General features: G+C 70.4%; 26 protein-coding genes. 12 read left to right on the top strand and 14 right to left on the bottom strand.

The genetic code is table 11. The features are described 5' to 3' along the window. Positions 1-2: 2 nt before the first annotated feature. Entirely contained in the window at positions 3-275 is a 273-nt protein-coding gene (locus tag ABEG18_RS04180; protein ID WP_406856840.1) for a hypothetical protein, read from the bottom strand. 150 nt (positions 276-425) lie between these two features. Here ABEG18_RS04180 and ABEG18_RS04175 point away from each other — a divergent pair, with 150 nt between their 5' ends. Next, positions 426-1,535: a DUF2336 domain-containing protein gene (locus ABEG18_RS04175; RefSeq protein WP_406856839.1), complete on the top strand. Its 1,110-nt coding sequence runs from the start codon at positions 426-428 to the stop codon at positions 1,533-1,535. A gap of 9 nt (positions 1,536-1,544) precedes the next feature. On the opposite strand, the gene ABEG18_RS04170 is transcribed toward ABEG18_RS04175, so the two are convergent. Genes ABEG18_RS04170 through ABEG18_RS04160 form a run of 3 tightly spaced genes read right to left on the bottom strand, consistent with a single transcriptional unit; the run spans position 1,545 to position 4,411 of the window. After that, positions 1,545-1,889, bottom strand: a complete 345-nt coding sequence (locus ABEG18_RS04170) for a DUF1491 family protein (protein ID WP_406856838.1) — start codon at positions 1,887-1,889, stop codon at positions 1,545-1,547. Positions 1,890-1,893: 4 nt separating this feature from the next. Continuing rightward, positions 1,894-2,559 (bottom strand): peptidoglycan-binding protein, encoded by a 666-nt coding sequence (locus ABEG18_RS04165; RefSeq protein ID WP_406856837.1) that lies wholly within the window; start codon positions 2,557-2,559, stop codon positions 1,894-1,896. After that, positions 2,552-4,411, bottom strand: a complete 1,860-nt coding sequence (locus tag ABEG18_RS04160; RefSeq protein ID WP_406856836.1) for an ATP-binding protein — start codon at positions 4,409-4,411, stop codon at positions 2,552-2,554. The genes ABEG18_RS04165 and ABEG18_RS04160 overlap by 8 nt, the downstream gene beginning before the upstream one ends. Before the next feature lie 239 nt (positions 4,412-4,650). On the opposite strand from ABEG18_RS04160, the gene ABEG18_RS04155 reads away from it, so the two are divergent. Further along, entirely contained in the window at positions 4,651-4,947 is a 297-nt protein-coding gene (locus ABEG18_RS04155; RefSeq protein WP_406856835.1) for a hypothetical protein, read from the top strand. A gap of 82 nt (positions 4,948-5,029) precedes the next feature. Then, on the top strand, positions 5,030-5,461 hold the full coding sequence (locus ABEG18_RS04150; RefSeq protein ID WP_406856834.1) for a SufE family protein: 432 nt from the start codon (positions 5,030-5,032) through the stop codon (positions 5,459-5,461). Positions 5,462-5,464: 3 nt separating this feature from the next. Here the strand turns inward: ABEG18_RS04150 and ABEG18_RS04145 are convergent, their stop codons facing one another. Continuing rightward, positions 5,465-6,265 carry a DUF6456 domain-containing protein gene (locus tag ABEG18_RS04145; protein ID WP_406856833.1) on the bottom strand — a complete coding sequence of 267 codons (801 nt, stop codon included), beginning with the start codon at positions 6,263-6,265 and terminating at the stop codon, positions 5,465-5,467. A 98-nt stretch (positions 6,266-6,363) separates the two neighbouring features. On the opposite strand from ABEG18_RS04145, the gene ABEG18_RS04140 reads away from it, so the two are divergent. Continuing rightward, positions 6,364-6,678 (top strand): DUF6477 family protein, encoded by a 315-nt coding sequence (locus tag ABEG18_RS04140; RefSeq protein WP_406856832.1) that lies wholly within the window; start codon positions 6,364-6,366, stop codon positions 6,676-6,678. A 126-nt stretch (positions 6,679-6,804) separates the two neighbouring features. On the opposite strand, the gene ABEG18_RS04135 is transcribed toward ABEG18_RS04140, so the two are convergent. Next, positions 6,805-7,236: a MucR family transcriptional regulator gene (locus ABEG18_RS04135; RefSeq protein WP_406856831.1), complete on the bottom strand. Its 432-nt coding sequence runs from the start codon at positions 7,234-7,236 to the stop codon at positions 6,805-6,807. 407 nt (positions 7,237-7,643) lie between these two features. Here ABEG18_RS04135 and ABEG18_RS04130 point away from each other — a divergent pair, with 407 nt between their 5' ends. Further along, positions 7,644-9,752, top strand: a complete 2,109-nt coding sequence (locus ABEG18_RS04130; protein ID WP_406856830.1) for a S9 family peptidase — start codon at positions 7,644-7,646, stop codon at positions 9,750-9,752. Positions 9,753-9,777: 25 nt separating this feature from the next. On the opposite strand, the gene ABEG18_RS04125 is transcribed toward ABEG18_RS04130, so the two are convergent. Further along, positions 9,778-10,572: a hypothetical protein gene (locus tag ABEG18_RS04125; protein WP_406856829.1), complete on the bottom strand. Its 795-nt coding sequence runs from the start codon at positions 10,570-10,572 to the stop codon at positions 9,778-9,780. 316 nt (positions 10,573-10,888) lie between these two features. Here ABEG18_RS04125 and ABEG18_RS04120 point away from each other — a divergent pair, with 316 nt between their 5' ends. Next, positions 10,889-11,488, top strand: coding sequence for a superoxide dismutase (locus tag ABEG18_RS04120; RefSeq protein WP_406856828.1), 600 nt, complete (start codon positions 10,889-10,891; stop codon positions 11,486-11,488). A 61-nt stretch (positions 11,489-11,549) separates the two neighbouring features. On the opposite strand, the gene ABEG18_RS04115 is transcribed toward ABEG18_RS04120, so the two are convergent. Further along, positions 11,550-13,175 (bottom strand): methyl-accepting chemotaxis protein, encoded by a 1,626-nt coding sequence (locus ABEG18_RS04115; protein WP_406856827.1) that lies wholly within the window; start codon positions 13,173-13,175, stop codon positions 11,550-11,552. A 73-nt stretch (positions 13,176-13,248) separates the two neighbouring features. Then, positions 13,249-14,271, bottom strand: coding sequence for a ChbG/HpnK family deacetylase (locus ABEG18_RS04110; RefSeq protein ID WP_406856826.1), 1,023 nt, complete (start codon positions 14,269-14,271; stop codon positions 13,249-13,251). Here ABEG18_RS04110 and ABEG18_RS04105 point away from each other — a divergent pair. Both ABEG18_RS04105 and murJ read left to right on the top strand, forming a co-directional pair. Beyond that, entirely contained in the window at positions 14,243-15,241 is a 999-nt protein-coding gene (locus ABEG18_RS04105; protein ID WP_406856825.1) for a glycosyltransferase family 2 protein, read from the top strand. The genes ABEG18_RS04110 and ABEG18_RS04105 overlap by 29 nt on opposite strands. Before the next feature lie 18 nt (positions 15,242-15,259). After that, complete coding sequence (gene murJ / locus ABEG18_RS04100; RefSeq protein WP_406856824.1) at positions 15,260-16,786, top strand: murein biosynthesis integral membrane protein MurJ; 1,527 nt, start codon at positions 15,260-15,262, stop codon at positions 16,784-16,786. Here murJ and ABEG18_RS04095 read toward each other — a convergent pair. Next, entirely contained in the window at positions 16,752-17,132 is a 381-nt protein-coding gene (locus ABEG18_RS04095) for a hypothetical protein (protein WP_406856823.1), read from the bottom strand. The genes murJ and ABEG18_RS04095 overlap by 35 nt on opposite strands. A 43-nt stretch (positions 17,133-17,175) precedes the next feature. Further along, complete coding sequence (locus tag ABEG18_RS04090; RefSeq protein WP_406858527.1) at positions 17,176-18,036, bottom strand: branched-chain amino acid aminotransferase; 861 nt, start codon at positions 18,034-18,036, stop codon at positions 17,176-17,178. 219 nt (positions 18,037-18,255) lie between these two features. On the opposite strand from ABEG18_RS04090, the gene ABEG18_RS04085 reads away from it, so the two are divergent. Next, a complete protein-coding gene (locus ABEG18_RS04085) occupies positions 18,256-18,642 on the top strand; it encodes a response regulator (RefSeq protein WP_406856822.1) in 387 nt (128 codons plus the stop codon). A 78-nt stretch (positions 18,643-18,720) separates the two neighbouring features. On the opposite strand, the gene ABEG18_RS04080 is transcribed toward ABEG18_RS04085, so the two are convergent. Both ABEG18_RS04080 and ABEG18_RS04075 read right to left on the bottom strand, forming a co-directional pair. Beyond that, positions 18,721-19,557 (bottom strand): hypothetical protein, encoded by an 837-nt coding sequence (locus ABEG18_RS04080; protein WP_406856821.1) that lies wholly within the window; start codon positions 19,555-19,557, stop codon positions 18,721-18,723. Positions 19,558-19,709: 152 nt separating this feature from the next. Then, a complete protein-coding gene (locus tag ABEG18_RS04075) occupies positions 19,710-21,095 on the bottom strand; it encodes a dipeptidase (RefSeq protein ID WP_406856820.1) in 1,386 nt (461 codons plus the stop codon). 117 nt (positions 21,096-21,212) lie between these two features. Between ABEG18_RS04075 and ABEG18_RS04070 the strand changes: the two genes are divergently transcribed. Continuing rightward, positions 21,213-22,220 (top strand): GSU2403 family nucleotidyltransferase fold protein, encoded by a 1,008-nt coding sequence (locus ABEG18_RS04070; protein WP_406856819.1) that lies wholly within the window; start codon positions 21,213-21,215, stop codon positions 22,218-22,220. Positions 22,221-22,228: 8 nt separating this feature from the next. Here ABEG18_RS04070 and ABEG18_RS04065 read toward each other — a convergent pair whose 3' ends face one another. Beyond that, a complete protein-coding gene (locus tag ABEG18_RS04065) occupies positions 22,229-23,779 on the bottom strand; it encodes a helicase HerA-like domain-containing protein (protein WP_406856818.1) in 1,551 nt (516 codons plus the stop codon). A gap of 191 nt (positions 23,780-23,970) precedes the next feature. Between ABEG18_RS04065 and ABEG18_RS04060 the strand changes: the two genes are divergently transcribed. Next, a complete protein-coding gene (locus ABEG18_RS04060) occupies positions 23,971-24,360 on the top strand; it encodes a DUF2267 domain-containing protein (RefSeq protein ID WP_406856817.1) in 390 nt (129 codons plus the stop codon). A gap of 109 nt (positions 24,361-24,469) precedes the next feature. Further along, a complete protein-coding gene (locus tag ABEG18_RS04055; RefSeq protein WP_406856816.1) occupies positions 24,470-26,332 on the top strand; it encodes a methylmalonyl-CoA mutase family protein in 1,863 nt (620 codons plus the stop codon). Positions 26,333-26,382 lie beyond the last annotated feature (50 nt).

Genomic DNA, 26,382 nt, shown 5'->3' with positions numbered 1-26,382 from the left:
TTTCAGGCGCCGCGGCTGCGCCTCTGCCGACGACCGCCCGCGGCCGGGCGCTTCGGCTCCTCGGGATGCCGCTCGTAGCGGACGCCCGTGAAGAAGAGGATCTGACCCCTCGGCCCGATCGACGGCTCGATCCGGCGCGTCGAACGCGCAGGAGCCTGGAAAGACAGTACGCGACCCATCACACCCTCCTCCTGCCCGTCACCCGCGATCATCGCCGCGGGGTCAGGAAAGCGAACCTTGGTTAACGGTCTCTTACGATCAGCATTCAACAGCATTCCCGGTATCCAGAATGTGCATTTTGACACGTTGGATCCCTTGCATCGCCCCAGCGCAGCCAAAGCTTCCCGACAGCGTTAACGCGGCGCTAACGGGCGCGCGACTAGCCTCGCCTGCGCCCATTCCAGCCCATGCGAGCCTGCCTCACCATGACCCATATCACTCCGCCTGAACTGCATGGGCTGCTGGCGATCGCGCGCGAGGAAGGACTCGACATGAAGCCCGTCCTGCTGCGCGTGCTGACGGACCTTTATGTGTCGACCCCGGCCCATACGAGCGACGAGGCGGCCCAGTTCCGCGAGATCGCCGGCACGCTCGTCCAGCAGGTGGACGGCGACACCGCCCTGGTGGTCGCCTGCAAGCTCGCGGGCTACGCCCAGACGCCGGTCGAAGTCGGCGCTGCCTTCCTGGCGCGCGGCGACGATTCCGCCCGCATCCTGCTCGCCGACGCCCGCTGGCTGCCGGCCGGCGTCCTGATCGAGCAGGCCGCGGTGGGCGATCGCGTCATGGCGGCCGCCGTCGCGGCCCGCGCCGAAATCGGTCCGGACATGGTGCGCCTGTTGCTGGGCCGCGAGGACCCGCTGATCGACGTCACCCTGGCCGCCAACACCTCCGTGGCGCTGCCGGCCGACGTCATGGACCTGCTGCTGGACCGGGCCCGCGACGAGGACGCGATCGCCAAGGCGCTGCTGTCGCGCGGCGACCTGAACGGCGCCGAACGCGCCGTGCTGTATCTGGCGGCCGACAAGGCCGAGCGCCTGAAGATCATCGAGGAGGTGGAGCGGCTCGTCGCCCTCTCCGGCCGCGCGCGCTCGCAGCGCATCGCTTCGCAGGAGCTGGTCGTCCCGATGGAGACGGCCGCCATGTATGGCGACGCCGAATCCTTCGCCACCGTGCTGGCGCTCGGCCTCGGCGCGTCCGTGGCCAAGTCGCAGAAGATCCTGGCGGACCGCTCCGGCGAGGCGCTGGCGCTGGCGCTCCTCTCGCTGGGCTTCAGCGACGAGGTCGCGACGCGCATCTTCATGTTCCGCGATCCCCTGATCGGGCAGTCGTCGGAGCGCGTGCACGCCCTCGTGGACCTGTTCCGCAGGGTGTCGCCCCCCGCGGCCGAACGGCTGGTGTCCGCCATGCTGGGCGCCGGCCCTGCGCGGCCGCGCACGGGATCGCACGTGCCCCAGACCGACCAGGCGGAAGCTCCCCACCGCAGCGCCGCCGCCCTGGCGGCCTCGACGACGCAAGCCGGCCGCCGGGCGGGCTGACGCAGGTTGTCAGGCCGGGACCTCGTCGAGGCGGGACAGGCCGGCGCGGTCCTCGACTTCCACGATCCACAGGTCCGTGTCGAAGCGCTGCTCGCGCGCGAGGCGCTCCTCGGCGTTCAGGACGGGGATCGTGGCGGACGGGTGCAGCCGCACGAAGCGCCGTTCCAGGTCGTCTTCCGAAAAGGCGCTCTGCGGCGCCGGCCCGTAGAGGGCGCATGAGCCGTCCAGCCGGTCGACCTTGACGAAGATCGCGCCCGCCTCGGCGGACCCGCGCTTGCGCAGCACGGCGGGCGCGCCCTCGACGGCGCAGCGGCGGATATAGGCTGCGACGAAGATGTCCGACCGCAGCCTCACCGCGTCACTCGGCCGAAGGGCCGGCGGCGGCGGCGAGCTCGCGCGCCGTGCGGCCGGAGATTTCGCCGGTGGGCGGGAGCTTGCGGTCCCGCTCGAACTTCTCGATCGCCTGACGGGTGCCGGAGCCGAACACGCCGTCGGTCTTCACCGGCCCGTAGCCGAGCTTGTTCAGCGCCTTCTGAGCCGACAGCACGGAGCGGCTCGGCTCGGAGACGGTCGATCCCGTCTTCAGGATGTCGCCGATGGCGTCGCGCGCCGGGCCGGAGGGCTGGCTGGAGGAGGCCGGCGTCAGCGAGGCCTTCTGCGCCCTGGCGGCGTCGCGGGGGGTCTCAGCCGGCGCGGCGGGCGAGGCCGGCGTCGCGGCAGAGAGGTCGGCCGGGCGGGAGGGCGGCAGCACGGTCGGGACGCCGGACAGCTTCACCGTCTCGCCGAGCGGGCGGCCGAACAGCGGCGCGGGGTGCGGCGCGTTCTGGAAAGCCAGGGCGTTGATGACGATGCCGACCGCGATGGCCGCGCCGGCCGCGCCCACCGCCGTCGCGCCGGGGTTGCGGAACAACGCCCTGATCCAGGCCGCCCGCGCGGGCTTGCGCTTCGCCCGGGAGGCGCGCCGGGGGCGGCGCTCCTGGCTCAGCACGAAATCATGGTCGGTGCGGGCGAGGACTTCAGGCACTTTTCTTCACCGTCTGGCTAAGGGCCGAGAGACTCTTGATGGCGATCGCGGCGGGCGCGGCACGGTCGCGCGGTCCGATGCTGGCGACCTTCGCGTCCGGCTTGCCCGTCGCCCCGGGGGCGAGCCTGACGCGGCTGTCGACGCCCAGCCGCACCACCACGCGCGTGCCGACGCCGACGGCGCTCTCGATCTGCATCGAGCCGAAATGGAGGCCCACCAGGCCGCGCACGACCGACAGGCCGAGCCCTGTGCCCTCATAGGGCCTGTCGTAGCTGGCGCGGGCCTGGAAGAACGGCTCGCCCAGCCGGGGCAGGTCTTCGGACGCGATGCCGATGCCGGTGTCCTGCACGGCGAAGGCGATGATGTCCCCTTCGCGGCGGACGTCAAGCGTCACGCGGCCGCCGCGGGGCGTGAACTTGATGGCGTTGGACAGCAGGTTGATGAGGATCTGCTTGCAGGCCCGCCGGTCCGCCACGAGCGCCGGCAGGCCGGGATCGACCGTCACCTCGAGAGCCACCTGCGACTGCTCCGCCTTGAGGCGCAGCATCTCGACGGAGACCTCCACCAGGCGGGCGACGTCGAACGGCTCCGTCTGGATGCTCAGCGTCCCCGCGTCGATCTTGGACATGTCCAGCAGCGTGTTGACGACGCTGAGGAGGTGATCGCCCGACACGTGGATGATGCGGGCGTAGTCGCGCTGGCGCTGGTCGCCGGAGGGGACGAGGCTCTCGTCGGCCAGCATCTCGGAGAAGCCGATGATGGCGTTGAGCGGGGTCCGCAGCTCGTGGCTCACGGTGGCGAGGAAGCGGTCCTTGAGGGCGGACGCGGCCTCGGCCGCCGCGCGGGCGGAATCGATCTCGGCCTCGTTCTGACGCTGGGTCGAGACGTCGCGGATGACGCAGACGATCTCGGCGGCCTCCGAGGCCTCCTGGTCGGCCTCGATCTTCCTGCAGCGGATCTCGACCCAGGTGAAGGTCGGCGCGGCCGCCCTGTCCCCGGCTTCGATCTCGCCGTGGCGCATGCGCACCTGCACGCGGCTGAGGGCGCTGCCCGCGCCGGCGTCGGCGAGGGCCATGAGGAATTGCGGGCGGTCGGCCACATGGACGCGCTCGAACAGGCCGCGGCCGTGCAGCGCGGTGGGGGCGACGCCCAGCAGGGCGTGGGCCGACGGGCCGGCGTAGAACACCGCCCCCTGGGCGTCGTGCCGGGTCACCAGATCGCCGAAGCCGTCCACCAGCAGGCGGTTCTGGGCCGTCAGGCGCCGCTCGCGCACCACCCGGGCGCGCATCTCGCGCTGGGTCAGCAGAGCGATGCACATCGCGAAGGCCAGGATGGAGGTCTGGATGGCGAGGGTGACCGGGGCTGCCGAAGCCGAGCCGCCCTCGGGGCTGCGGATCTCCAGGAGGAAGACGGCGCACAGCGTCGCCATGGCCAGGCCGGCGGCGTAGCGGATCTCGCGGATGCGGCCGATCATGGCCGCCTCCAGCACCAGAAGCGGCAGGCCCGCCAGCACGGGCGAGGTCGGCCCGTCGCCGAGGCCCGCCATCAGCAGGACGGTGGCGGCGGCGACGCCGATGGAGGTGACATGGGCGGTGTGGAGGTGGCCGGTCCTGGACGCGACCACCGCGGTGACGGCCTGGAAGGCGAGGCTGATCACGCCGACGATGGCCATCATGCCCACCATGCCGGACATCGCCAGCATCAGCGGCACGGAGGCGAGGCCGACGGCGCCCATGAACAGGCGCGAGCCGATGAACCAGGCGTGCCGCTGCCGGGCCAGGGGCTCAGCGTCGGCGCTGGCGTGAACCAGTTCGCCGAGCTGCTTGCCGATCGCTGCGGTGGGCCAACGCATACGCAACTCGCCTTGGGCGCCTGCACACGCGCCATCAACACCAGCGGAGCTTCGCAGCCGCGCCTTAAGCGAACGCTAAATGCGGCGTCAATCCGCCGCCGGGAGCCATCGCCAACCCGTCATGCGCCGGGTTCCGTCCGACATGATGAACGAGCCGTTGCCGCGGCGGGCCGGGGATTTAGCCCGGCCTTAAGGGTGCCTGCGGCATGGTGCCTGGCGCTGCAATCAGGACACGCCCCATGGGTCTCGTGCTCAGGACCATTGTCGCCGTGGGCGTCGTCTACGCTCTTTCTCCTCTGCGCGAGGCGGATCCGCCCGTGGCCGAGCTCGCCGCCGCCGCCAAGTCCGGCCTGGCCGTCCAGGCCGAGAAGGCTGTCGGCGCGGCGGTGGAGCGCTGCGTCAGGGACAAGGAAGGCTGCGTTCTGACGGGCGTGACCGCCCAGGCGGCGGCGGCCGCCCTCATGGGCGGCGCAGCGACGCATGCGGACGAGGCGTCGACGGCCGCGCGCCGGCGCGACGTCCGGCGCGCGCCCTAGCCGATCGCATAAGCCGCAGCCCGCGCTGTCGCTTTCGGCCCGCCGCCTCTATATGCGTGGGGGACGCAAGGGCCCGGCGGACATGAACGCGACCATCGACGAGATCATCGAGACTTTCGAGCTGCTGGACGACTGGGACGACCGGTACCGGTATCTCATCGAGCTCGGCCGCACGCTCGAACCGCTGCCTCCCGAGGCGCATTCGGACGCCAACAAGGTGCGCGGCTGCGCCAGCCAGGTCTGGCTCGAGGCCACGACCCGGACGACGGCGGACGGCGAGCCGCTGCTGCATTTCCGCGGCGACAGCGACGCCCACATCGTCCGCGGCCTCGTGGCGCTGACGCTCGCGATCTACTCGGACCATCGGCCCAGCGAGGTGCTGGCGCTGGACGCGCAGCCGGTCTTCGAGCGGCTCGGGCTGTCCGCCCACATCACGCCGCAGCGCTCCAACGGCGTGCGCTCCATGATCGAGCGCATCAAGGCCGACGCCCGGAGCGCCCTCGCCTCGGCCTGAGCCTCACTCGGCCAAAGTCGGGCGGTAGTCCGCCGCCCCCCACATCCTTACGCCCGTCGAGCGCGCCGGACCGACGGCTTCGACGGCGAGCCCGTAATGCTCGGCCAGGCGGCCCAGCGCCACCGCGAGGACGACCTTGGCGGAGCGCGCCGGCCAGCCCCTCTCCCGCTCGACCTCCTCGAGGCCCTTGAGGAAGCCGCAGACGTCGATCAGCAGCGCCGCCATCTCGCCGCCGAGCGAGCGGGCCGCGTGGTCGCAGCGCTGGCGGGCGGCCAATGCGAGATCCGTGACGTGCTCCACCCCCGCGCCGCGCCGCCCGCTCCTCGGGCCGGCGCTCCAGCTCGCCGTGACGCGCGGCAGCACCATGCCGAGCGTCAGGTCGGCCCGAAAGCGCTCACCGGCGGCGTAGCGCGCATCGTCCAGCAAGGGGCGGCCGTCCTTGCCCGTGCGCCGGCGCAGCCAGGCGAGCGGGCTCTCGGCGTCGTCCATGACGACCGGCGCCTCCCGCCCGTCGATCTCGACCGCGCGCGCGCTCAGCGGCCGGTGCTGGGCCAGGAACGCGTGCTCGGGCGCGGCCTGGCGGCGCCGCAGGAAGGCCGCGCCCGGCGCGGTGAGACGCAGCCGGCTGTCGTCCCCCCGCCCCGTCCAGCACGCCAGGTCCGACCGGACCAGCGCCTCTGCATGGGCGGCCATTGAGGCGAGCGCTGAGGCCGGCGTCCCGTCCGGCTGCGCCGCGAGCTTGGCCAGAAGCCTGAGCGGGCCGGAGGCGCTCGCGCCGGCTAAGGCGGACAGCTTTGAAGGCATGTTGTCCTCGCATGTGGTTTGACTAAGGTTTTTATTCTTATATTCTCCCGGAAGCCGGCGCGCAAGAGAGGCGCGGCGGGGGACGCGGGAGCAGACGAATGAGAGCGAGATCGTCCGGGATCGGGATGAGGGCGGCGCGATCCGTGCACGAGGCCGTGGAGGCCGGCGCGCGCTTTTATGAGCGCGGGCGGATGCTGGGACGGCTGGTGCCGGTCGGGCTGGGGTCCGCGCCGGAGGCGGAGCCTGCGCGCACGCGTCGCATCGTGGCGCTTCTGGCGCGCGAACTCAGGGCCGAGCGCGCACTCGGCCGCGCCGGGCACTGGACCTACGACATCAACCGCCACATCGGGTTGATGCAGGCCTACAAGGCCGAAACGGCGGGACTTGCGGCCCTTCGCGGCCGCCGGCCATGACCCGGCTGAGGCCATGACCCGGCATGGGCCATGGCGCGGCTGGCCTACGACGCGGCCGAGCCATGGCGCGTCCAAGCGCCGGACCGCGATGCATCCGGCGCCCCGCGCGAAAGGCCGAGACCCGACCTACTTGCCGGCCGCCGGCTTGCGCTTGCGGCGCTGCTGGCCGAGGCCCATCTGCTTGGCGAGGTCGGACCGGGCGGCGGCGTAGTTCGGCGCCACCATGGGATAGTCGGCCGGCAGGCCCCACTTTTCGCGATACTCCTCGGGAGACATCCCGTATTGCGTGCGCAGGTGCCGCTTCAGCGACTTGAATTTCTTCCCATCCTCAAGGCAGACGATGAAGTCCGGCGTGATCGACTTCTTCACCGGCACAGCGGGCTTGGGCGCCTCGACCGCGGTCTCCGCCACGCCCGTCGCGAGCGCCAGCAGCGCGCGGTGCACGTCACCGATGAGGCTCGGCATCTCCGTCACGGTCACGGCGTTGTTGCTGACATAGGCTGCGACGATATCGGCCGCGAGTTCGAGATAGTTCGAAGCTGTCTTCTCTTCTGTCATGTGCTTATAGATCCCCCTCTCGGCCAGTCGGACTTCCGGTCCTGGCTTGGTCATGGAAGGCCGGCGGACACTCCTCTGCGGAAGCTTCGCCGTCCCCTTCACGATCAGCTTCGCCCGGTCGGTTGCCCGATTCTCGAAAGGCTCAGCTCAAGCGACGTCTTCAACTCGCCGACGGTCTAGGCCACGTTGTCAACGCATGCAATGAAAAAGGGAAGCTCTACGACCCCTCATGTAGATTCCACATGTGTACTTTGACCTCTCCCTCATGTTGCATCCCGGAATACGGGCAATAGCGTGACCACTCGCGTAAAAATACCACCACCCGGGCCTGTTCCACTCCGACGACCGCGGACGCAAAGCCGGCGGGCCCGAAGCCGCCTCGCGCCACACCAGACGAGATCAACGCCATGACGACGCCATCCGACGACATGCGGACCACGCCCCCTCTCGCGCCGCGGCGCGACGCCGTCACGACCGCGCATGGGCGGACGATCGTGGATCCCTATGCATGGCTGAAGGCCGACAACTGGCAGGAGGTCCTGCGCGACCCCTCCGTGCTGCCCGCCGACATCCGGCGACATCTCGAAGCCGAGAACGCCTATGGGGCCACGGTGATCGGCCGCGTCGCCGACCTTCACGCCTCGATCGCCGCCGAGATGCGGGCCCGCCTCAAGGAGGACGACTCGTCCGTGCCGGCGCCGGACGGCCCGTTCAGCTACTATACGCGCTACCGCGCCGGCGGGCAGCACCCGCTGGTCTGCCGCAAGCCGAACGCGGGAGGCGACGAGAGCGTCCTTCTGGACGGCGAGGCCCTCGCGGCCGGCAAGCCGTTCTACCGGCTGGGACAGCGCCGCCACACGGACGACCACGCTCTCCTGGCCTGGAGCAGCGACGACGCCGGGTCGGAGTTCTTCACCATCCGGGTGCGCGACGCCGCCGCCCTGCAGGACTTGCCCGACCTCGTCGAGGGCGCCACCGGCGAGGTGGTCTGGGCCGCGGACGGGCGCAGCTTTCTCTATGTGAAGCTCGATCCGAACCACCGGCCGAAGCACGTCTATCTGCATCGCCTGGGCGAGCCTGTCGCGAGCGACGTCCTGGTCTATGAGGAGGCCGCGGACGGCTGGTTCGTGAATATCGGCGAAAGCCGCTCCGGCCGTTTCGCCTTCATCGAGATCAGCGACCACGAGACCACGGAGGTCCACGTGCTGGACCGCGCCGACCTGGCCGCGCCTCCCCGCCTGGTCGAGCCTCGCCAGACCGAGCTGCGCTACGAGGTGGAGCATTTTGGCGACCGCTTCGTGATCCTCACCAACGCCGACGGCGCGGAGGACTTCAAGCTGGTCACCGCGCCCCTCGACGCCCCCGGCCGCCGCAATTGGACGGACCTCGTGCCGCACCGCCCCGGCGTGATGATCCTGTCCATGGCGCCGTTCCGCGATTTCCTGGTCCGCACCGAGCGGCAGGACGCGCATCCGCGCATCGTCGTGCGCGCGGCCGACACCGGCGAGGAGCATGCAATCGCCTTCGACGAGGAGGCCTATTCGGTGCGCGCGCAGCCCGGATACGCGTTCGACACGCCGGCGCTGCGCTTCGTCTATTCGTCGATGACGACGCCGGCCGAGACCTACGACTACGATATGGCGGCCCGGACGCGCCGCCTGCTGAAGCGCCAGGAGGTGCCGTCCGGCCATGACCCGGCCGACTACGTCACGCGCCGACTGTTCGCCACCGCGCCGGACGGCGAGATCGTGCCGGTGTCGGTCGTCTACCGGGCGGACCGCCCGGAGGGCCCCTCCCCCTGCCTGCTTTATGGCTACGGGGCCTATGGCATCTCGATGCCGGCCGACTTCGACACGGAGTGCCTGTCGCTGGTCGACCGCGGTTTCGTCTACGCGATCGCGCATGTGCGCGGCGGGACCGAGAAGGGCTGGCGCTGGTACATGTCCGGCAAGCGCGAGCACAAGACCAACACCTTCACCGACTTCATCGCCGTGGCGCAGGCGCTGTGCGACGCCGGGCTGACCGCGCCGGGGCGGATCGTGGCCCAGGGCCGCAGCGCCGGCGGCATGCTGATGGGGGCGGTCGCCAACATGGCGCCGGACCTGTTCGCGGCCGTCATCGCCGAGGTGCCCTTCGTCGACGTGCTAACCACGATGCTGGACGCCACCCTGCCGCTGACGCCGCCGGAATGGCCCGAATGGGGCAACCCCATCGAGAGCGCCGAAGCCTTCGACGCCATCCTGTCCTACTCGCCGGTGGACCAGGTGAGCGCCCAGCGCTACCCCGCCATCCTGGCGGTCGGCGGCCTCACGGATCCGAGGGTCACCTATTGGGAGCCCGCCAAATGGGTGGCGCGCCTGCGCGAGAGCGCGGCGGCGGGCAGCGGCCCCTTCGTGCTGCGCATCGACATGGATTCCGGTCATGGCGGCGCGTCCGGCCGCTTCGACCGCCTGCAGGAGGTGGCCCAGAGCTACGCCTTCGCGGTCGGGGCCGCGCAGGGCCTGCTGACGGCCTGACGCGAAGCCGTCGCGCGGCGTCGACCTACGACGCCGCCGACGTGGCGGCGGGCGCAGGCGAGCCGGAGGCGGGCGCGATCAGGGTCCCGCCCTCGCCGGTCTCCACATAGGTCCGCAACTCGGCCATGGAGTTGAACCGGTACCGGCCCTTCTCGAGCTCGGCCTCGATGCAGCCGTTGGAATACATGAAGTAGTTGACGCCGCCGGACGTATAGGTCGCCACGACGGTCGGCGGCGCCGGGGGAGCCGACGGTGCGGGCTCGGGCTCAGGCGGGCGCTCCGGCTCATGCTCCGGCTCCGGCTCATGCTCCGGCTTGCGTTCATGCTCCAGCTCCTGGCGGCGCTGCTCCGGCGGGGGCGGAGCGTCCCGTTCGGGGCTTGCGCCATGCGCGCCTGCGTCGGACCGCGTGGCGGTCCCGATCCGCTCAGCGGCGGAGGCGACGACGGGCGTCGGCGTCTCGGGCCCCTTCGGCTCCGGAGCCTCGCCCTGGTCGTTGGAGAATTCGGCGTCGCGGTCCGGCCCCGGGCCGACCGCGGCCGCGACGGCCGCCGGGGCCACGACCGGAGGTTCGGGCAGGCGCGCCTGCGGGGCCGCGGCTTCGGGCTCGTCGCTGATCTCGGTCAGGGCGCGGCGGATGCGCTTCAGCTCGCGCAGCGCCGAGGCCAGGGCCAGCACCACGAAGCCGATGGCGAACAGCGCGCCGCCGGTCTGCAGCCATGCGGAGCCGCTTTCGGCGCGGATGTTGTCGGCCCCGTATAGGCCGGCTGCGGCTCCGGCGAGAATGAGCAGCGCGGCGACACAGTACAACAGGGCGGTCATGGTTGATCCGGCAATAAACGCGAGGGTCCGCGCTTTCTCGTCGTGACACTCGACAAGAGGTCACCTCCTGTCAACTCCAGCGCCGTCCGGCCCCTTGCGCCGACCTGTTGAAGGAATGCGATCGCGCCCCACTTCTTCCTCTCAGGGACAGGCGCTTTTCCGCGACGGCCGGGCGTGGGGTCCCGGCGGGGACGACCTTCCGCCCCGACGAATCCCGCTTCCCAGCGAGGCCGAAAGCAGCCTAAGTTCCCCGCCTCTCGGCGCGTCAACGTCCGCGTCGCCCCCGTTCGGGACAAAACTTCGAGGAGATTGCACCATGTCGTTCAGCCTGCCGGATCTGCCCTATTCGCACGACGCGCTGCAGCCCTACATGTCCAAGGAGACGCTCGAGTATCACCACGACAAGCATCACCTCGCCTATGTGAACAACGGCAACAATCTGCTGAAGGGCACGGAATTCGAGGGCAAGTCGCTCGAGGAGATCGTCAAGGGATCGTTCGGAAAGAACCAGGGTCTCTTCAACAACGCCGGCCAGCACTACAACCACATGCACTTCTGGAAGTGGATGAAGCCGAATGGCGGCGGGTCCATCCCGGGCTCGGTCGAAAAGGCGCTGGTCGACGGCTTCGGTTCGGTCGACAAGGCCAAGGAAGAGTTCATCGCCGCCGGCACGACGCAGTTCGGCTCGGGCTGGGCGTGGTTCGCCGTCAAGGACGGCAAGGTCGTCGTCCAGAAGACCCCGAACGGCGAGAGCCCGCTGGTGCACGGCGCGACGCCGATCCTGGGCGTCGACGTGTGGGAGCACTCCTACTACATCGACTACCGCAACCGTCGCCCCGACTACCTCAAGGCGTTCATCGATAACCTGGTGAACTGGGAGTATGTCGAGGAGCTCTATTCCAAGGCGGCCCGGTAAGCCCGAGCGGTCTGACGCGACGAACGGGGCCTCAGGGCCCCGTTTTGCGTTTTCCGGCGCGTCAGGCGCGCGACACGGACTCCAGGAACAGGTCGACGGTGGCGTGCAGCCGGCGCGACTGCTCGGCCACGTCCATGGCCGACTGGTTGACCTGCGCGGCGGACTGGTCGGTCTCGCCCACCACCGCGTCCAGCTCCTTCATGTCGCGCGCGGCGCTCTCGGTGCCGACGGCGGCGCGGGACACGCCCGTGGCGATCTCGCCGGTGGCGGACGATTGCTGCTCGACGGCGTGCGCGATCCCGGAGGTGAAGCCCTCGACCTCCTCCATCAGGCGCGAGATCGCCTCGATGGCGTCCACGGCGGAGGCCGTCGCGCCCTGGATGGCGCCGACCTGCTCGGAGATGCGCTCCGTCGCCCGGGCGGTCTGCCCGGCCAGGTTCTTCACCTCGGACGCCACCACCGCAAAGCCCCTGCCCGACTCGCCCGCGCGCGCCGCCTCGATCGTGGCGTTGAGGGCGAGCAGGTTCGTCTGGGCGGCGATCGCCTGGATCAGGCTGACGACCTCGCCGATGTCCTGGGCCTTGCCGGCGAGGCTCTGCACCGTGGAGGTGGTCGCCCGGGTGGTGCTCGCTGCGTCGAACACGACCTGCCGCGCCTTGCTGACCTGGGACTCGATGTCGATGATGGCGGAGGACAATTCGTCGGAGGCGCGGGCCACCGTGCGGACGCTCTCGGAGGCGTCCCGGGCCGCCTTGGCGGCCGTCTTGGCGCGCTTGGCCGACTCCGCCGCGATGCCCGTCATGGTGCGGGCCGCGAAGGTCATCTGCTCGCTGTTGGCCGCGACGCTCGACAGGCCCTCGCGCACGGCCGAGCGGAACTGCGCCACGAGCGCGTCGATGCGGCTCTGCCGCGAGGCCTGGCCGTTGCGGTCCATCTCGCTGCGCATCTGGAGGGTCGCGCGCTCCAGCAGGCGATCCTTGAAGACCTGCACGGCGCGCGCCATGGCGCCGATCTCGCCCTGCAGATGCGTGCCCGGCACCGCGACGTTCAGGTCCCCGTCGGCGAGCCTGCGCGTGGTGACCGCCAGGTCCCGCACGGGCCGGGTGAGGTGGATCACGGTGATCACGAGCGCGCAGGACAGGACCGCGATGGCGATCAGGCCGATGACCATCGCCACCGTGCGCATGCGCAGCACCCGGGCCTCGGCCCGCTCGTGGGAGAACTCGACCAGCAGCGTGGCGTTGGCCCCGTCGCGCGCCGCCGAAAGGTCCGACCCATAGACCGCCGCCTCCGTCGTCTGGGACCGCCAGGGACCGGCGCCGACGGACGCGCCCGCGAGGGCGGCGATGCGGTCGTCGGGCGCGGCGTCACGCAGGCCTTGGGCGGCCGACCGGCCGACGATGCGCCCCTGCGCGTCGACCAGCGCGGCCCATGTCACGTCCGGGTCGCCCGGCAGGCTCGCCAGCACGGCGGTCTGCGCCGCGGCGTCGCCCTTCGCCACGGCCGCCGCCATGATCGGAACCACGACCTGCATCAGATTGACGTGCTTCGTCGCGAAGCCGGACCGGATGGCGCCGCCGCCCTGGACGCAGGCGCAGGCCACGCACAGGGCCAACACGAGCGCACCGACGCTCGCAATCACGAGAATGATGGAGCGATGGAATGTGCGCCACTCGTGATGCTGCACGAATTGTACTCGCGGCCAGTCGGGATCAACTCTCGCGACGTTAGGGCCGCAGCGTAAAAGCAGCGTTAAATCCTCATGCTGATCTGGCGACAACGCTCAACCGCTCAAGCTTAAGATCCGCTTCACGCAGCACGTGAAGGAAGTCGTCGCCGACGAGGAATTCGTGTTCGATTCGACGCGTCAGGGTGACCGGATCCAGCCCCGCGAGTTCGGCGTCGGGGAAACCCGGGTGGCACATGACCAGATGCGCCGGGCCGGGGGCGACCAGGAAGCGCGCGAATTGCGCGCCGTAGCCCTGGTCCGGATCGAACGGGCTCACGCCCGAGAACCCGCGATTGGAGGCTATGCCCCGCGCGTCCAGCTGACGGGCGAATCCGAGCGCCAGCGCGGCGATCGCGAGGGCCTTCGGCGCGGCGACGCCGCGGGCGAGGATCGCGCCCGGCGTGTCGAACGGGTTGCGGACGACGGGAGGCTCGCCGGGCCACCGCGCCGCGACGGCGCCGAACAAGGCGGCCCGGATCACCGGCAGCACGTGAACGTGCTGATGGCCGTCCACATAGTCCGGCAGGCGCCCGAACGCGTCCGCGAAGGCGTCGACCTGGCGCAGGATCTCGGCTTGCAGCTCGGCTTGGTCGAGACGGCCGGAGAACGCCCGCGCGGCCAGCGTCGACAGGGAGGGCAGCGCGCCGCTCCCGCACAGCTTCGGCATGGCGCCGATGGGCTGGCCCAGCGTCAAATTCACGTGCAGCCCGGCGTCGATGCGTCCATCATGGCCGCGCAGCTCGCGCGCCAGCGCCTTCCAGGCCGGGCGGGTGGTCATCGCCCCGGTTCCGGTGAGGCGGCCGCGCTCGATGAGGTCGAGAATGGACCGGCTGACGCCCTCGGTGAGGGCGTAATCGTCGGCCACGAGGGCGAACGCGGCGGGGCGGTCGGACTGTCGGTAGGAGGGCATCTTGTCCAGGCTGGTGTTCGCCGGGGCGCGCGGCTTGCGCGCCGGCGCAATGTCGGCTCTTTTCGCAGACATAGCACATGCGGCGCACCACCCGCGCCGACCAGAGACAACGCACGTGACCGACGCCGCCCCCGAGCTCTCCATCGTGGTCCCCGTGTACAACGAGGCCGCCAATGTGGACGCGCTGGTCGCGCGCCTGCGCCCCGTCCTGGACGCCGCGACCGCGTCCTGGGAGATGGTCTTCATCGACGACGGCTCGCGCGACGACACGCTCGCGCGCATCCGCAGCCTCAACGCCGCCGACCCGCGCCTGCGCGCCGTCGCCTTCAGCCGCAATTTCGGCAAGGAGATCGCCATCGCGGCGGGGCTGGACCATGCGCGCGGGCAGGCGACCGTCATCATGGACGCCGACCTGCAGCATCCGCCCGAGATGATCGCGACCTTCGTGCAGAAATGGCGCGAGGGCTACGCCATGGTGTACGGCCAGCGCACCGACCGTCGCGCGGATGGGCCCGTGCGGCGGTGGTTCACGCGCCTGTTCTATCGCCTCTTCGACGCCTTCGGCGAGACGCCCCTGCCGGAGGGCGCCGGCGACTTCCGGCTTCTCGACCGCCGGGCGGTGGACGCGCTGCGCCAGATGGGCGAGCGCGCGCGCTTCTCCAAGGGCCTCTACGCCTGGATCGGGTTCCCGTCGATCGGCGTGCCCTTCGAGGTGGCGGAGCGGGTGCATGGCGTCAGCAAGTTCAACGCCCGCAAGCTGTTCCGCTTCGCCTTCGACGGCATCACGTCCTTCTCCACCCTGCCCCTGAAGCTCTGGACCTATGTGGGCGCCTGCGTGTCGGCCTTCTCGCTGATCACCGCGATCTGGATCCTCGTCCAGACCATGATGAGCGGGGTGGACGTGCCCGGCTACGCGTCGCTGATCGTGTCCGTCACCTTCCTGGCCGGCGTGCAGCTCATCTCGCTGGGCGTGATCGGCGAATATATCGGCCGCATCTTCGCGGAGGTGAAGCGCCGCCCCCTCTACATCGTCGGCGACCAGGTCGGCTTCGAGGAGCCCCAGGCCCTGGCGACGCCCACGCGTCCGGTCGGCGTCGACCGGCGCAGGGCCTGACCCGATGACCGGTTGAGCATGTACAAGAGCATCCTGTCGGTCGGCGGCTTCACGCTGCTGTCGCGCGTCACCGGCGCGCTCCGGGACATGATCATCGCGGCCGTCATGGGCGCGGGACTGGCCTCGGACGCGTTCTTCGTGGCGCAGAGGCTGCCGAACCATTTCCGCACCATCTTCGGCGAGGGCGCGTTCAACTCCGCGTTCGTGCCCAGCTATTCGGGGGCGCTGGAAAGCCGCGGCGTCGATGCGGCGCGCAGCCTCGCCGGCCGCATCCTGACGCTGCTCACCCTGACCCTGGCGGCCTTCACCCTGGCGGCTCTGGCCTTCATGCCGCAGGTCGTGGCGGTGCTCGCCCCCGGCTTCGCCGACGAGCCGGAGAAGTTCCAGCTCACCGTGGCGCTGACGCGGATCACCTTCCCGTATCTGCTCTTCATCACCATCGTGACGCTGGTCTCGGCGGTGCTCAACGCCAATGGCCGCTTCGCGGCGGCGGCCGGCGCGCCCATTCTCCTCAATCTCAGCGTCATCGCGGCGCTGCTGGTGGCGTTCTGGTTCCCCAACGCGGCCTATGCGGCCGCCTGGGGGGTGGCGGTGTCGGGCCTGCTGCAGCTGGGCCTCGTCGTCGCCGACGCGGCCCGGGCAGGCTGCATGCCGGCTTTCCGCAAACCCTTTCTCGACAAGGACCTGCGGACCTTCTTCCGCACGCTCGGCCCCGCCATCGTCGGCTCGGCGGGGGTGCAGATCGCCATGTTCGCCGACACGGTGATCGCCTCGCTGCTGCCGACCGGCGCGGTCTCGGCGCTCAACTACGCGGACCGGCTCTACCAGCTCCCCGTGGGCGTGATCGGCATCGCGGCGGGGACCGTCCTGCTGCCGACCATGAGCAAGCGCCTCGCGGCGGGCGACGCCGCCGGGGCCATGGCGGCGCAAAACCGCGCGGTGGCGTTCACCATCGCGCTCTCGGCCCCGTTCCTGGTCGCCTTCCTGGCGATCCCCGACCTGGTGATCCGGGCCGTCTTCATGCGCGGCGCCTTCACGATGACGGCGGCCGACGAGGCGGCCGCGGCGCTCGCCGCCTATGGGGTGGGGCTGCCCGCGGTCGTGCTGATCCGCTCGGCGGTGGCGACCTTCTACGCCCGCAAGGACACGGCGACGCCCCTCATCGCATCCTTCTCGGGCATCGCCGTCAACGTGCTGCTGAAGCTCGTGCTCTACAAGCCGATGGGCGCCGCCGGGCTGGCGCTCGCCACCGCGGTCGGGGCCTGGATCAATGTCGGGCTGCTCGTCACGCTGGCGCTGCGGCGCGACCTGCTGGCGCCGGATTCGGCGCTGGCGCGCACCTTCGCGGCCGTGGGCGCGGCGGCGCTGGCCCTGGCGGCGGTCGCCCTTCTCGGCCGACAGCCGGTCCAGTCGCTGACGGCCGCCTTGCCAATGCTGCGGAACGAAGCCCAGCTGCTGGTGCTGGGGGCGGCCGGAGCCGCGGTCTACGCGGCCGTGCTGCTGGCCATGTTCAAGGCTTTACGGGTCCCGTTCCGCCGCGCATGACGGCGCCGCCGGCCGGCTCGCACAGGGCGAAGCCCGGCCTGGGCCGCCAGTCGATCATGAGGCGCGCCAGCCAGGTCCGGCACTCGGCCTCGGTGAAGAAGCAGGATTCCGCCGTTCGGGCGTCGCTGAAGATCCGGTCGGACGAGACGTCGAGCGGACGCTCGGCGGCGAGCCTGCCGATCCACAGCGCGCGCGGCCCGTAATAGGGGATCATCACCGTGCAGGATCCGCCCCGCTCGGGACTGTAGCGGATCGGCCTTTCGGCCGCCGCCGGCTCGGCGGCCGCCAGGAGGGCGGCGAGCGCGGCGGCGGTTCGGCGGCGGGACGCAGGCGTGCGGGACGTCATCGGCGCAGCCTAGCGGATTCGCGCGCCGCCGGCCCGCTCGAGACTATCGGCCCGCGTGGGCGAACTCCCAGTAGAGCTCGCGCGCCTTGCGGTAGAGCGGGCCCGGCTGGAGATCGCGGTCGTCGATGCGGCTCACGGGCTGCACCTTGCCGTAATTGCCCACCGAGAAGATCTCGTCGGCCCCGACGAAATCCTTGTAGGTCAGGCTTCCCTCGGCCACCGTCATGCCGGCCTTGCGGGCGAGCTGGAGGACGCGCTGGCGCGTCACGCCGTTGAGGAACGTGCCGTTCGGGGCGGGCGTCAGCAGCACCCCGTCCTTGCCCATGAAGACGTTGGCGGTGGCGAGCTCGGCGACGTTGCCCAGCATGTCGCAGAGCAGGCAGTTGTCGAAGCCCCGCTTGCGCGCCTCCAGCAGGGCGCGGGCGTTGTTGGGATAGAGGCAGCCGGCCTTGGCGTTCACCGGCATCGTCTCGATGGTGGGCCGGCGGAACGGCGACAGGGTGATGGCCGACCGGGCGCCGTTGGGCATCGGGGCTTCATAGATGCACAGGCAGAACTGGGTCGTCTCCGCGTCGGGCGCGACGGCGCTGTGGCTGCCCTCCTCCGGCCAGTACATCGGCCGGATATAGAGCTCGGCCGAAGGGCCGAACTTGGCCACGCCCTCGCGGACGAGCTCGGTCATGGCCCCCACCGACATGGTCGGCTTCAGGTTCAGGGCTTCGGCGGAGCGGTTCACCCTCGCCAGATGCAGATCGAGGTCCGGGGTCACGCCCTCGAAGGCTCGCGCGCCGTCGAACACCGAGGAGCCGAGCCAGAAAGCGTGGGTGCGCGGACCCATGAGGGGCGGGTTGCCCTCCTGCCATCGCCCGTCGAACCAGGTCCAGGTCTGCGACCACTCGGCCATCGTGAACACCTCCAGAACAGTGGCGTGCATCGAAGCGCCCGGCATGCGCCGCGTCAACGAAGTCCTGGGCCGCGAGCCATGAAATTCCATGATCGCCAGCGCCACTGCGAATGATCGGTGGGCCTATGCAGCCTTGCTAAGGCATCTGTTTACTCCCGCGTGTGAAGGTGCGCGAACGGGGAGCGCCGGGAGCCGGCGTTCGCGCCGCGGGAGCGCACCATGTCGGATCTGAAGTCCAAGAAGGTCCTGGTCGTGGATGACCAGAAGAGCATGAGAGGCCTTCTTCGTTTCGCCTTGCTGCAGATGGGTTTTGAGATCATCGACGGGGCGGAGAGCGGCGAGGACGCCATCAAGAAGCTCACCACGGTCCGCTACGACCTCGTCATCACCGACATGCACATGGGCGGCGTCTCGGGCCTCGGCCTGCTCAAGGCCATCCGTTCCCACCCGGTGCTGCGCAGCACCCCCGTCATCATGGCGACCAGCGAGACGTCGTCGGACACCGTCCGGCAGGCCAAGTTGCTGGGCGTGGACGCGTTCATCCTGAAGCCGGTGGATCCGAACGCCCTGCAGTCGCGGGTGAAAACGGTGCTGAAGGCCGCCTGAGCGCGGCTGCGCCCTTCGCGCAACGACGAACGCCGGCGATGACGCCGGCGTTTTGCGTTTGTCGGCGTATCTTGGAGGTCAGGCCGCCTGCCCGATGGAGCGGGGCTCCACTTCGGTGCGAACGCCGTCGCCATCCAGCTTCAGCGTCAGCCAGCCGTCCTTCTTCATGTCGATCACGCTCTGCCCGCCATTCTCGCGGGTGAAGCACGAATAGAGGTCCATGGCCGTCTTGCGCAGCGGGCTCTTGGAGTGGCTCTCGGCGCCCATCACGATCATCGAAGGCCCGATCCGGCGCAGATGGTCGATGCTCACATCCACCCGCTCGCCGGTGGTGATCACGATGTCCAGCGGGCGGTTGCCGTCGACCACGACGCAATCGGCCTTGAGGTCGTCGCCCACCGCCTTCGCGATCGCGATCCAGTCGAGGCCGCCCGTCGCTCCCAAGGCCAGCACGGCCTTCGAGCCCGTCGGCTCCTCATGCGCCACGTGCAGCGCCAGCGGGCGCCACTCGCCCGTGTCCATCGGCCGGGGCTTGGCCGCGCCGAACAGGCGGACATTGGTGGCGCCGAAGCCGAGCACGTCGTCGGCCTCCAGCATCTCCACGGGCCGGTCAGCGCGGAACGCCACGTAGCTCGGCGGGTAATTGACGCCTGAGCCGACGAACTCGACGCAGGTCTTGATGGGGAAGAACTCGTCGATCGCGGCGAGATCCAGCTTGTTGTCGGTCTCGACCCCGCTATGCGCGTAGTAGTCAATGGCGCCGTCCTCGAGCACCTCGAACAGGCGCTGCAGGACGTCGTGCTGGCTCACCAGGTGGGCGCTGGACCCGAACAGCACGCGCGAACCGTCCTCGCAGGCCACGAGAACCAGTCCGCCGCCGCAGGGATCGATGATGTGAACCTGGGTCGCCGCCATAACGCCTACTCATACACGGCCCGGCATCGGACGCTCCGGGTCCCGCGGGAAGCATAGCCCGCCGGCGTTTGCTTAAGCGTTAATGGACGGCTTGCGCTTTACCGGACGAGGGGGTCCCGAAGCCCCCCTCGTCCGGCGCCGCCGGGATGGCCTCACTCCGCCAGGGCGGCGAGGATGCGCGCCCAGGAGCGCGCGCCCTTGTGGAAGCTCTTCACGTCGTATTTCTCGTTCGGCGAATGCACCCGGTCGTCATCGAGGCCGAAGCCGACCAGCAGGCTGTCGACGCCGAGCGAACGCTTGAAGTCGCCCACGATCGGGATCGAGCCGCCGCTGCCCAGCGTGATCGGGGCCTTGCCCCACTCCTCCTGCAGGGCGTTGCGGGCCGCCGTGAGCTGCGGCATGTCGTAGGGCAGCTGGATGGCGCGCGAGCCCTTGTGCTTGATGAACTCGACGGAGCAGTCCGCCGGGATCCTGGCCCGCACATGGCGCTCGAAGGCGGCCGTGATCTTGGCCGGATCCTGGTCGCCCACGAGCCGGAACGAGATCTTGGCCGACGCCTGCCCGGCGATCACCGTCTTGGCGCCCTCCCCCGTATAGCCGCCGATGATCCCGTTGACGTCGCATGTCGGACGCGACTGCACCTGCTCGATCAGCATGCGGCCTTTCTCGCCCGCCGGGATGGACAGGCCGACCGGCTTCAGGAAGCTCTCCTCGGTGAGGCCCAGGCCGCGCCACTGCTCCAGCACCTGGGTCGGGGTGTCGGGCACGCCGTCATAGAAGCCCTCGAGCGTGATCCGCCCGTCGGCGTCGTGCAGGTCGGCGATGATCCGCGCCAGGACCCGGATCGGGTTCTGCGCGCCGCCTCCGAACAGGCCGGAATGGAGGTCCCGGTCGGCGCAGCGGACGATGATCTCCTCATAGACCATGCCACGCAGCGCGGTGGTGATCATGGGCGTGTCCTGGTCCCACATGCCGGTGTCGCAGACCAGCACGACATCCGCCTTCAGCTCGGCCTTGTTGGCCTCCACGAATTCCGGCAAGTGCTTGGAGCCGTCCTCCTCGGCGCCCTCCACCAGGAGGGTGATGCCGATCGGCAGCGACCCCGTGACGGCCTTCCAGGCCCGGCACGCCTCCAGGAAGGTCATCACCTGGCCTTTGTCGTCGCAGGCGCCGCGCGCCATGATGACCTTGCGGCCGTCCGGCAGCGTGGCGAGCCGCGGCTCGAAGGGCGGCGTCTCCCACAGGTTCAGCGGATCGACCGGCTGGACGTCGTAATGGCCGTAGAACATGACATGCGGCTTGCCGGGCTTGGGCGCGTGGCCGAGCACGACGGGGTGGCCGCCGGTGGGGCGCAGGCCCGCATCCTCGAAACCGAGCGACTTCACGTCCGCAGCCAGCCACTCGGCCGCGCGCTTGCACTCCGCCGCATAGGCTGAGTCGGTGGAGATCGAGGGAATGCGCAAGAAGGCGAACAGCCGCTCCAGCGACGCATCGAGATCGGCGTCGATCTTGGCGAGAACGGCTTCAAGATGAGACATGGATTTTACTCTGGCGATGGGAAGCGGGCAGAATATCCGGCATCGGCTCAGGCGCAAGCGCTCCGCCACTCCCAAAAAGTTATGGACAAAAACACATTTAATGTCCATAACCCGAACATGAAGCCGATCGCCCCCACTCTCCTGACCCTGTATGCGGATCTGGTGCAGAGCCTGTCCATTCCGGACGAGCGCGCGGGCTCGGTCTATCGGCACGACGTCAAGGGACAGAGCTACATCTACGCGAGCATCAGAACGGGTCAAACCCGGGGCAAGATTTACCTCGGCCATGCGGCGGATCCCGCCGCCATCGCCAAAGCCGACGCCATTCAAATGGCCGCCGAGAGGCAGAAGGCGCGGCGAAAGACGGTCAGCGTGCTCCGGAGCGCCGGACTGTCCGGTCCCGACAAGGAATTGGGCCGCGTGCTCGAGGTCACCGCGGCTGCGGGTCTGTTCCAGGCCGGCGCCGTCCTCGTGGGCACCTCAGCCTACCAATGCTACTCGCCGGTCGTCGGCGCCGTCTTGCCTCCGGCCGGGATGATGACGCGCGATGCAGACATCGCCACGGCGAGCCTTGCTCTGACGGCGAGGCGGCTTGGCGCCGAGGAGGGAGACGCCGAGATCGTTTCGTTGGAAGAGATCCTGCAAGGCGCCGATCCGACGTTCCGGGGCGCCCCCATGTTGGATCACCGGGCTCCGCCTTCTCGGTTTCGTTCAGCCTCCGGCTTTCTCGTCGAGGTCTTGACGCCGATGCTGCGCAGGACCGATCAGAATCCCATGCCTGTCCCTGGGCTTCGTGCGGGCGCCATCCCCATCCAGCACATGGGCTGGCTCATCGAGAACCCCATCTGGGCTGTGGCTCTACACGGATCGGGCGCACTCGTCCGCGTTCCTCAGCCGGCCCGATACGCAGTCCACAAGCTGCTCATCTCGCAGAAGCGGACCATGGACACGGCCAAAGCCGCCAAGGATCTGGATCAGGCGCAGGCGCTCTTCGAGTGTCTCGGCCCGGCCGACGCCGACGCCCTCCAGGACGCGCTCGACGACGCGCGCTCCCGCGGGAAGAAGGGGTGGGCCGAGCCCATCGACAAAGCGCTCCAGATGCGGGGATTGAACGACTGGCTCTGACAGTCCCCCTACTTCATCAAGCTCCCCAGGACGCCGCGCAGGATGGCGCGGCCGACCTGGGTGCCGACGGTGCGGGCGGCCGACGAGGCCATGTTGGTGATGACGCGTTCCGTCACCGTCATGCGGGCGCGGCCTCCTCCTCCGGAGCCGCCGCCCATGCCGCCGAGGATGCCGCCCAGGATCCCGCCGAGGCCGCCCGACGCCGAAGCCTGCTGCGGGGCCTGGCCGGCGGGAACCTGCGACGGCGCCTGTCCGGGCGCCGTCGCGGGCTTCTGAAGGCCGCGCCGCTGCGTCAGGATCTCATAGGCCGACTCGCCGTCCACGGCCGTCTCGTATTTGCCCTTGAGCGGGCTGGCGGCCACGATCGCCTGGCGCTCCTGCGGGGTGACGGGGCCGACGCGGCCGGCCGGCGGCCGGATCAGCGTGCGGGAGACCATCTCGGGGATGCCCTTGCCCTCCAGCATCGACACCAGCGCCTCGCCGACGCCGAGCTGGGTGATGGCTTCCTCGGTGTTCAGCTTCGGATTCTGGCGGAAGGTGCTGGCCGCCGCCTTCACGGCGCGCTGGTCGCGGGGCGTGAAGGCGCGCAGCGCGTGCTGGACGCGGTTGCCGAGCTGGGCCAGCACGGTGTCGGGCACGTCCAGCGGGTTCTGCGTGACGAAATAGATGCCGACGCCCTTGGAGCGGATCAGGCGCACCACCTGCTCCACCGCCTCCAGCAGCGCCTTGGGAGCGTTGTTGAACAGCAGATGCGCCTCGTCGAAGAAGAACACGAGCTTGGGCTTGTCCACGTCGCCCACTTCCGGCAGCTGCTCGAAGAGCTCGGACAGCATCCAGAGCAGGAAGGTCGCGTAGAGGCGCGGATTGGCCATCAGTTTGTCGGCGGCCAGGATGTTGACCACGCCCCGTCCGTCGCGATCCGTGCGCATGAAGTCGGTGATCTGCAGCGCCGGCTCGCCGAAGAACGTCGTGGCGCCCTGGTTCTCCAGCACCAGCAGCTGGCGCAGGATGGAGCCGACGGTGGCGTCGGCGACGTTGCCGTACTGGGTGGCGACGGGCTTCAGCCCGTCGTCCTTGGTCATCTCGTTGAGCAGGAGGCGCAGGTCCTTGATGTCGATGAGCGGCAGGTGCTGCTCGTCGGCGATCCGGAACGCGATGTTGAGCACGCCCTCCTGGGTGTCGTTGAGCTCCAGCATGCGCGACATCAGGAGCGGGCCCATCTCCAGCACGGTCGCCCGCACGGGATGGCCTTGCTGCCCGAACAGGTCCCAGAAGGTCACCGGGAACTCGTCGGGCTGGTAGTCGATGCCCATGTCCTTGGCGCGCTTGACGAAGGCCTCCCTGGCGTCGCCCATCATGGCCAGCCCGGAGAGGTCGCCCTTCACGTCGGCGGCGAACACCGGCACCCCGGCGTTGGAGAAGCCCTCGGCCAGGACCTGCAAGGTGACGGTCTTTCCGGTCCCGGTCGCGCCGGTGACCAGGCCGTGCCTGTTGGCGAGCCGCAGGAGCAGCTGCTCCGGCTTTTCGCTCTGCCCAATGATGATCGCGTCTTCGGCCATGACCTGTCCGTCCGTGGCGCGGAGGCTCCGCGCATCGCTCGTGGCGCCAGATATACCTGCGCCGCGCGCTCCATGCCACACGCCGCAGCCTGTCGACAAAGATCAATTCGCCGGCGGCGCGCTTGTCTTTCGCCGGCATGGCTTCCAAAGATGCGCCGGGAGCGGCGCTTGGCCGCCAGAACGGAGCCATCATGGAAGACCTCATCTCGCGCATCAGCGCCGCTTCGGGCATGGACCCCGAGCTGGCCCGCAAGGCCGTCGGCATCATCCTGTCCTTCCTGCAGAAGGAGGCTCCGGCCGAGGATGTCGGCCGCATGTTCCAGGCGATGCCGGGGGCGGAGACGCTGGCGGCCGAGCAGGCCGGCGGCGGCGGGGGCGGCGGCATCCTGGGCGCGATCGGCGGCATGATGGGCGGCGGCGGCCTGATGGCGCTGGCCGGCCAGCTCACCTCGGCCGGCCTGTCGATGGACCAGATGCAGACGCTCGGAAAGGAGCTCTTCGCCTATGGCCGCGAGACGGCCGGCGAGGACACGATGGGCGCGATCGTCGGCGCCGTGCCGGGTCTCGGCCAGTTCGTCTGAGCTCTTCGCGGGGCCCGGCCTGCCGGGTCCGTCGAACGGAGGGTGGCGCCGGCGGGCGCGGTCATGGCATGGTCCGGCCGGATTTTCGGCCGGACAGCGAGAGCCTCGGATGACCCAAGCCCCCTTCGCATCGTCCTTCCCCCTGCCCACGCGCGACCAGTGGCGAGCCCTGGTCGACACGGTCCTGAAAGGGAAGGATTTCGAGCGGACCTTGGTGTCGCGCACCTATGACGGGCTGAGCATCCAGCCGCTTTATCCCAAGGCAGAGGACGTGGCCCCCATCGCCGGACGCACGCCCGGGACGGGCTGGAGCGTGCTGCAGCGGGTCGACGACCCCGATCCCGCGCGGGCGAACGCCCAGGCGCTCGAGGATCTGGAGAACGGCGCCACCGGCCTTCAGCTCGTCTTCGCCGGCTCGCACGGCGCCTACGGCTTCGGCCTCCCGGACGGGTCCGCCGCCACCGTCGAGCGCGCCCTGCAGGGCGTCGTGCTGGAAGCCGGCATCCACGTCGAGGTCGACCTGTCCTTCGCGTGCAAGGAGGCCGCCGAGGCCCTCGCCGCGCGCATCGAACGCGACAAGACCGACCCTGCCTCTGTGCGGGTCTCCTTCGGCTACGATCCCCTCGGCCAGATGGCGACGCTGGGCGGACTGCCGCTGCCCTGGCCGGACCTCGCCAAGCCCTTCGCCGCCATGGCGTCCTCGATCGCGAAGCGCGGCTTCCGGGGCCCGGTCGCCGCCGCCGACGCCCGCGTGGTGCACGCGGCCGGCGGCTCGGAAGCCCAGGAGCTCGCCTATGCGACGGCCAGCGCCGTCGCCTCTCTGCGCGCGCTGGAAGCGGGTGGGATGGACCTGGACGCCGCGCGGCGGCTGATCGGGTTCCGGCTCGCCGTCGACGCGGACCAGTTCCTCGGCATCGCCAAGCTGCGGGCGCTCCGGCTCCTGTGGGCGCGGGTGGAGGAGGCCTGCGGGCTCGCGCCCGAGCCGATCCACATCCACGCCGAGACGGCCTGGCGCATGATGACCCGCCGCGATCCGTGGGTGAACCTGCTGCGCGAGACGGTGGCGGTTTTCGCCGCCGGCGTGGGCGGGGCCGACAGCGTCGCGGCGCTGCCCTTCACCCAGGCGATCGGCCTGCCGGACGCCTTCGCGCGGCGGCTGTCGCGCAACACCCAACTCGTGCTGCTGGAGGAGGCGAACCTCGCCAAGGTGGCCGACCCCGCCGCCGGCTCCGGCGGCCACGAGGCGCTCACCGCGTCTCTCGCCTCCGCCGCCTGGGACCTCTTCCAGGAGATCGAGCGCAGCGGCGGCCTTCCGGCCGCGCTGGAGGCCGGGTCCTTCCAGGCTAGGGTCGCCGCCACGCGAAAAGAGCGCGAGACGGCCGTGGCGCGCCGCAAGGACGCCCTCACGGGGGCGAGCGAGTTTCCGGACGCCCATGAGAAGCCCGTCGCGGTGCTGGCGCGGGCGCCCGAGGGCGCGCCGGCGCGGCCTTTCTCCGGCATCGCTGCCCTGCCGGCCTTCCGCTTGTCGGAGCCCTTCGAGCGGCTTCGGGACGACGCGGAGGCGGCGCGCGCGGCGGGCCGCAACCCAACGGTGTTCCTGGCCAATCTGGGGCCGGTCTCCGCCTTCACGGCGCGCGCCCAGTTCGCCAAGAACCTGTTCGAAGCCGGGGGCGTGGTCGCGCTCGGCAATGACGGCTTCGCCGCGGCCGGCGCCACCGACATCGGCGCGCTTGCGGCGGCGTTCCGGGCCAGCGGGGCGCCGCTGGCCTGCATCTGCTCGTCGGACGAGGTCTACGCCCGCGAAGCGGCCGACGCCGCCCGGGCGCTGGCCGGCGCCGGGGCGCGCCGTGTCTATCTGGCCGGCCGCCCGGGCGAGCTGGAGGCCGCGCTGACCGACGCGGGCGTGGGCGGTTTCGTCTTTGCCGGCATGGACGTGCTCAAGGTCCTGCGCGAGGCGCAGGAGGCCGTCTAGGAGCCGCGCCGCGCCCGATCGCCCGGCGCGCCGGGCGACGGGAACCACCG

This window comes from Alsobacter sp. KACC 23698 (assembly GCF_045348435.1).
Taxonomy (GTDB): domain Bacteria; phylum Pseudomonadota; class Alphaproteobacteria; order Rhizobiales; family Beijerinckiaceae; genus Alsobacter.
Note: the sequence above shows the minus strand (reverse complement) of the source record. Positions and strands in the feature narration are given on the sequence as shown.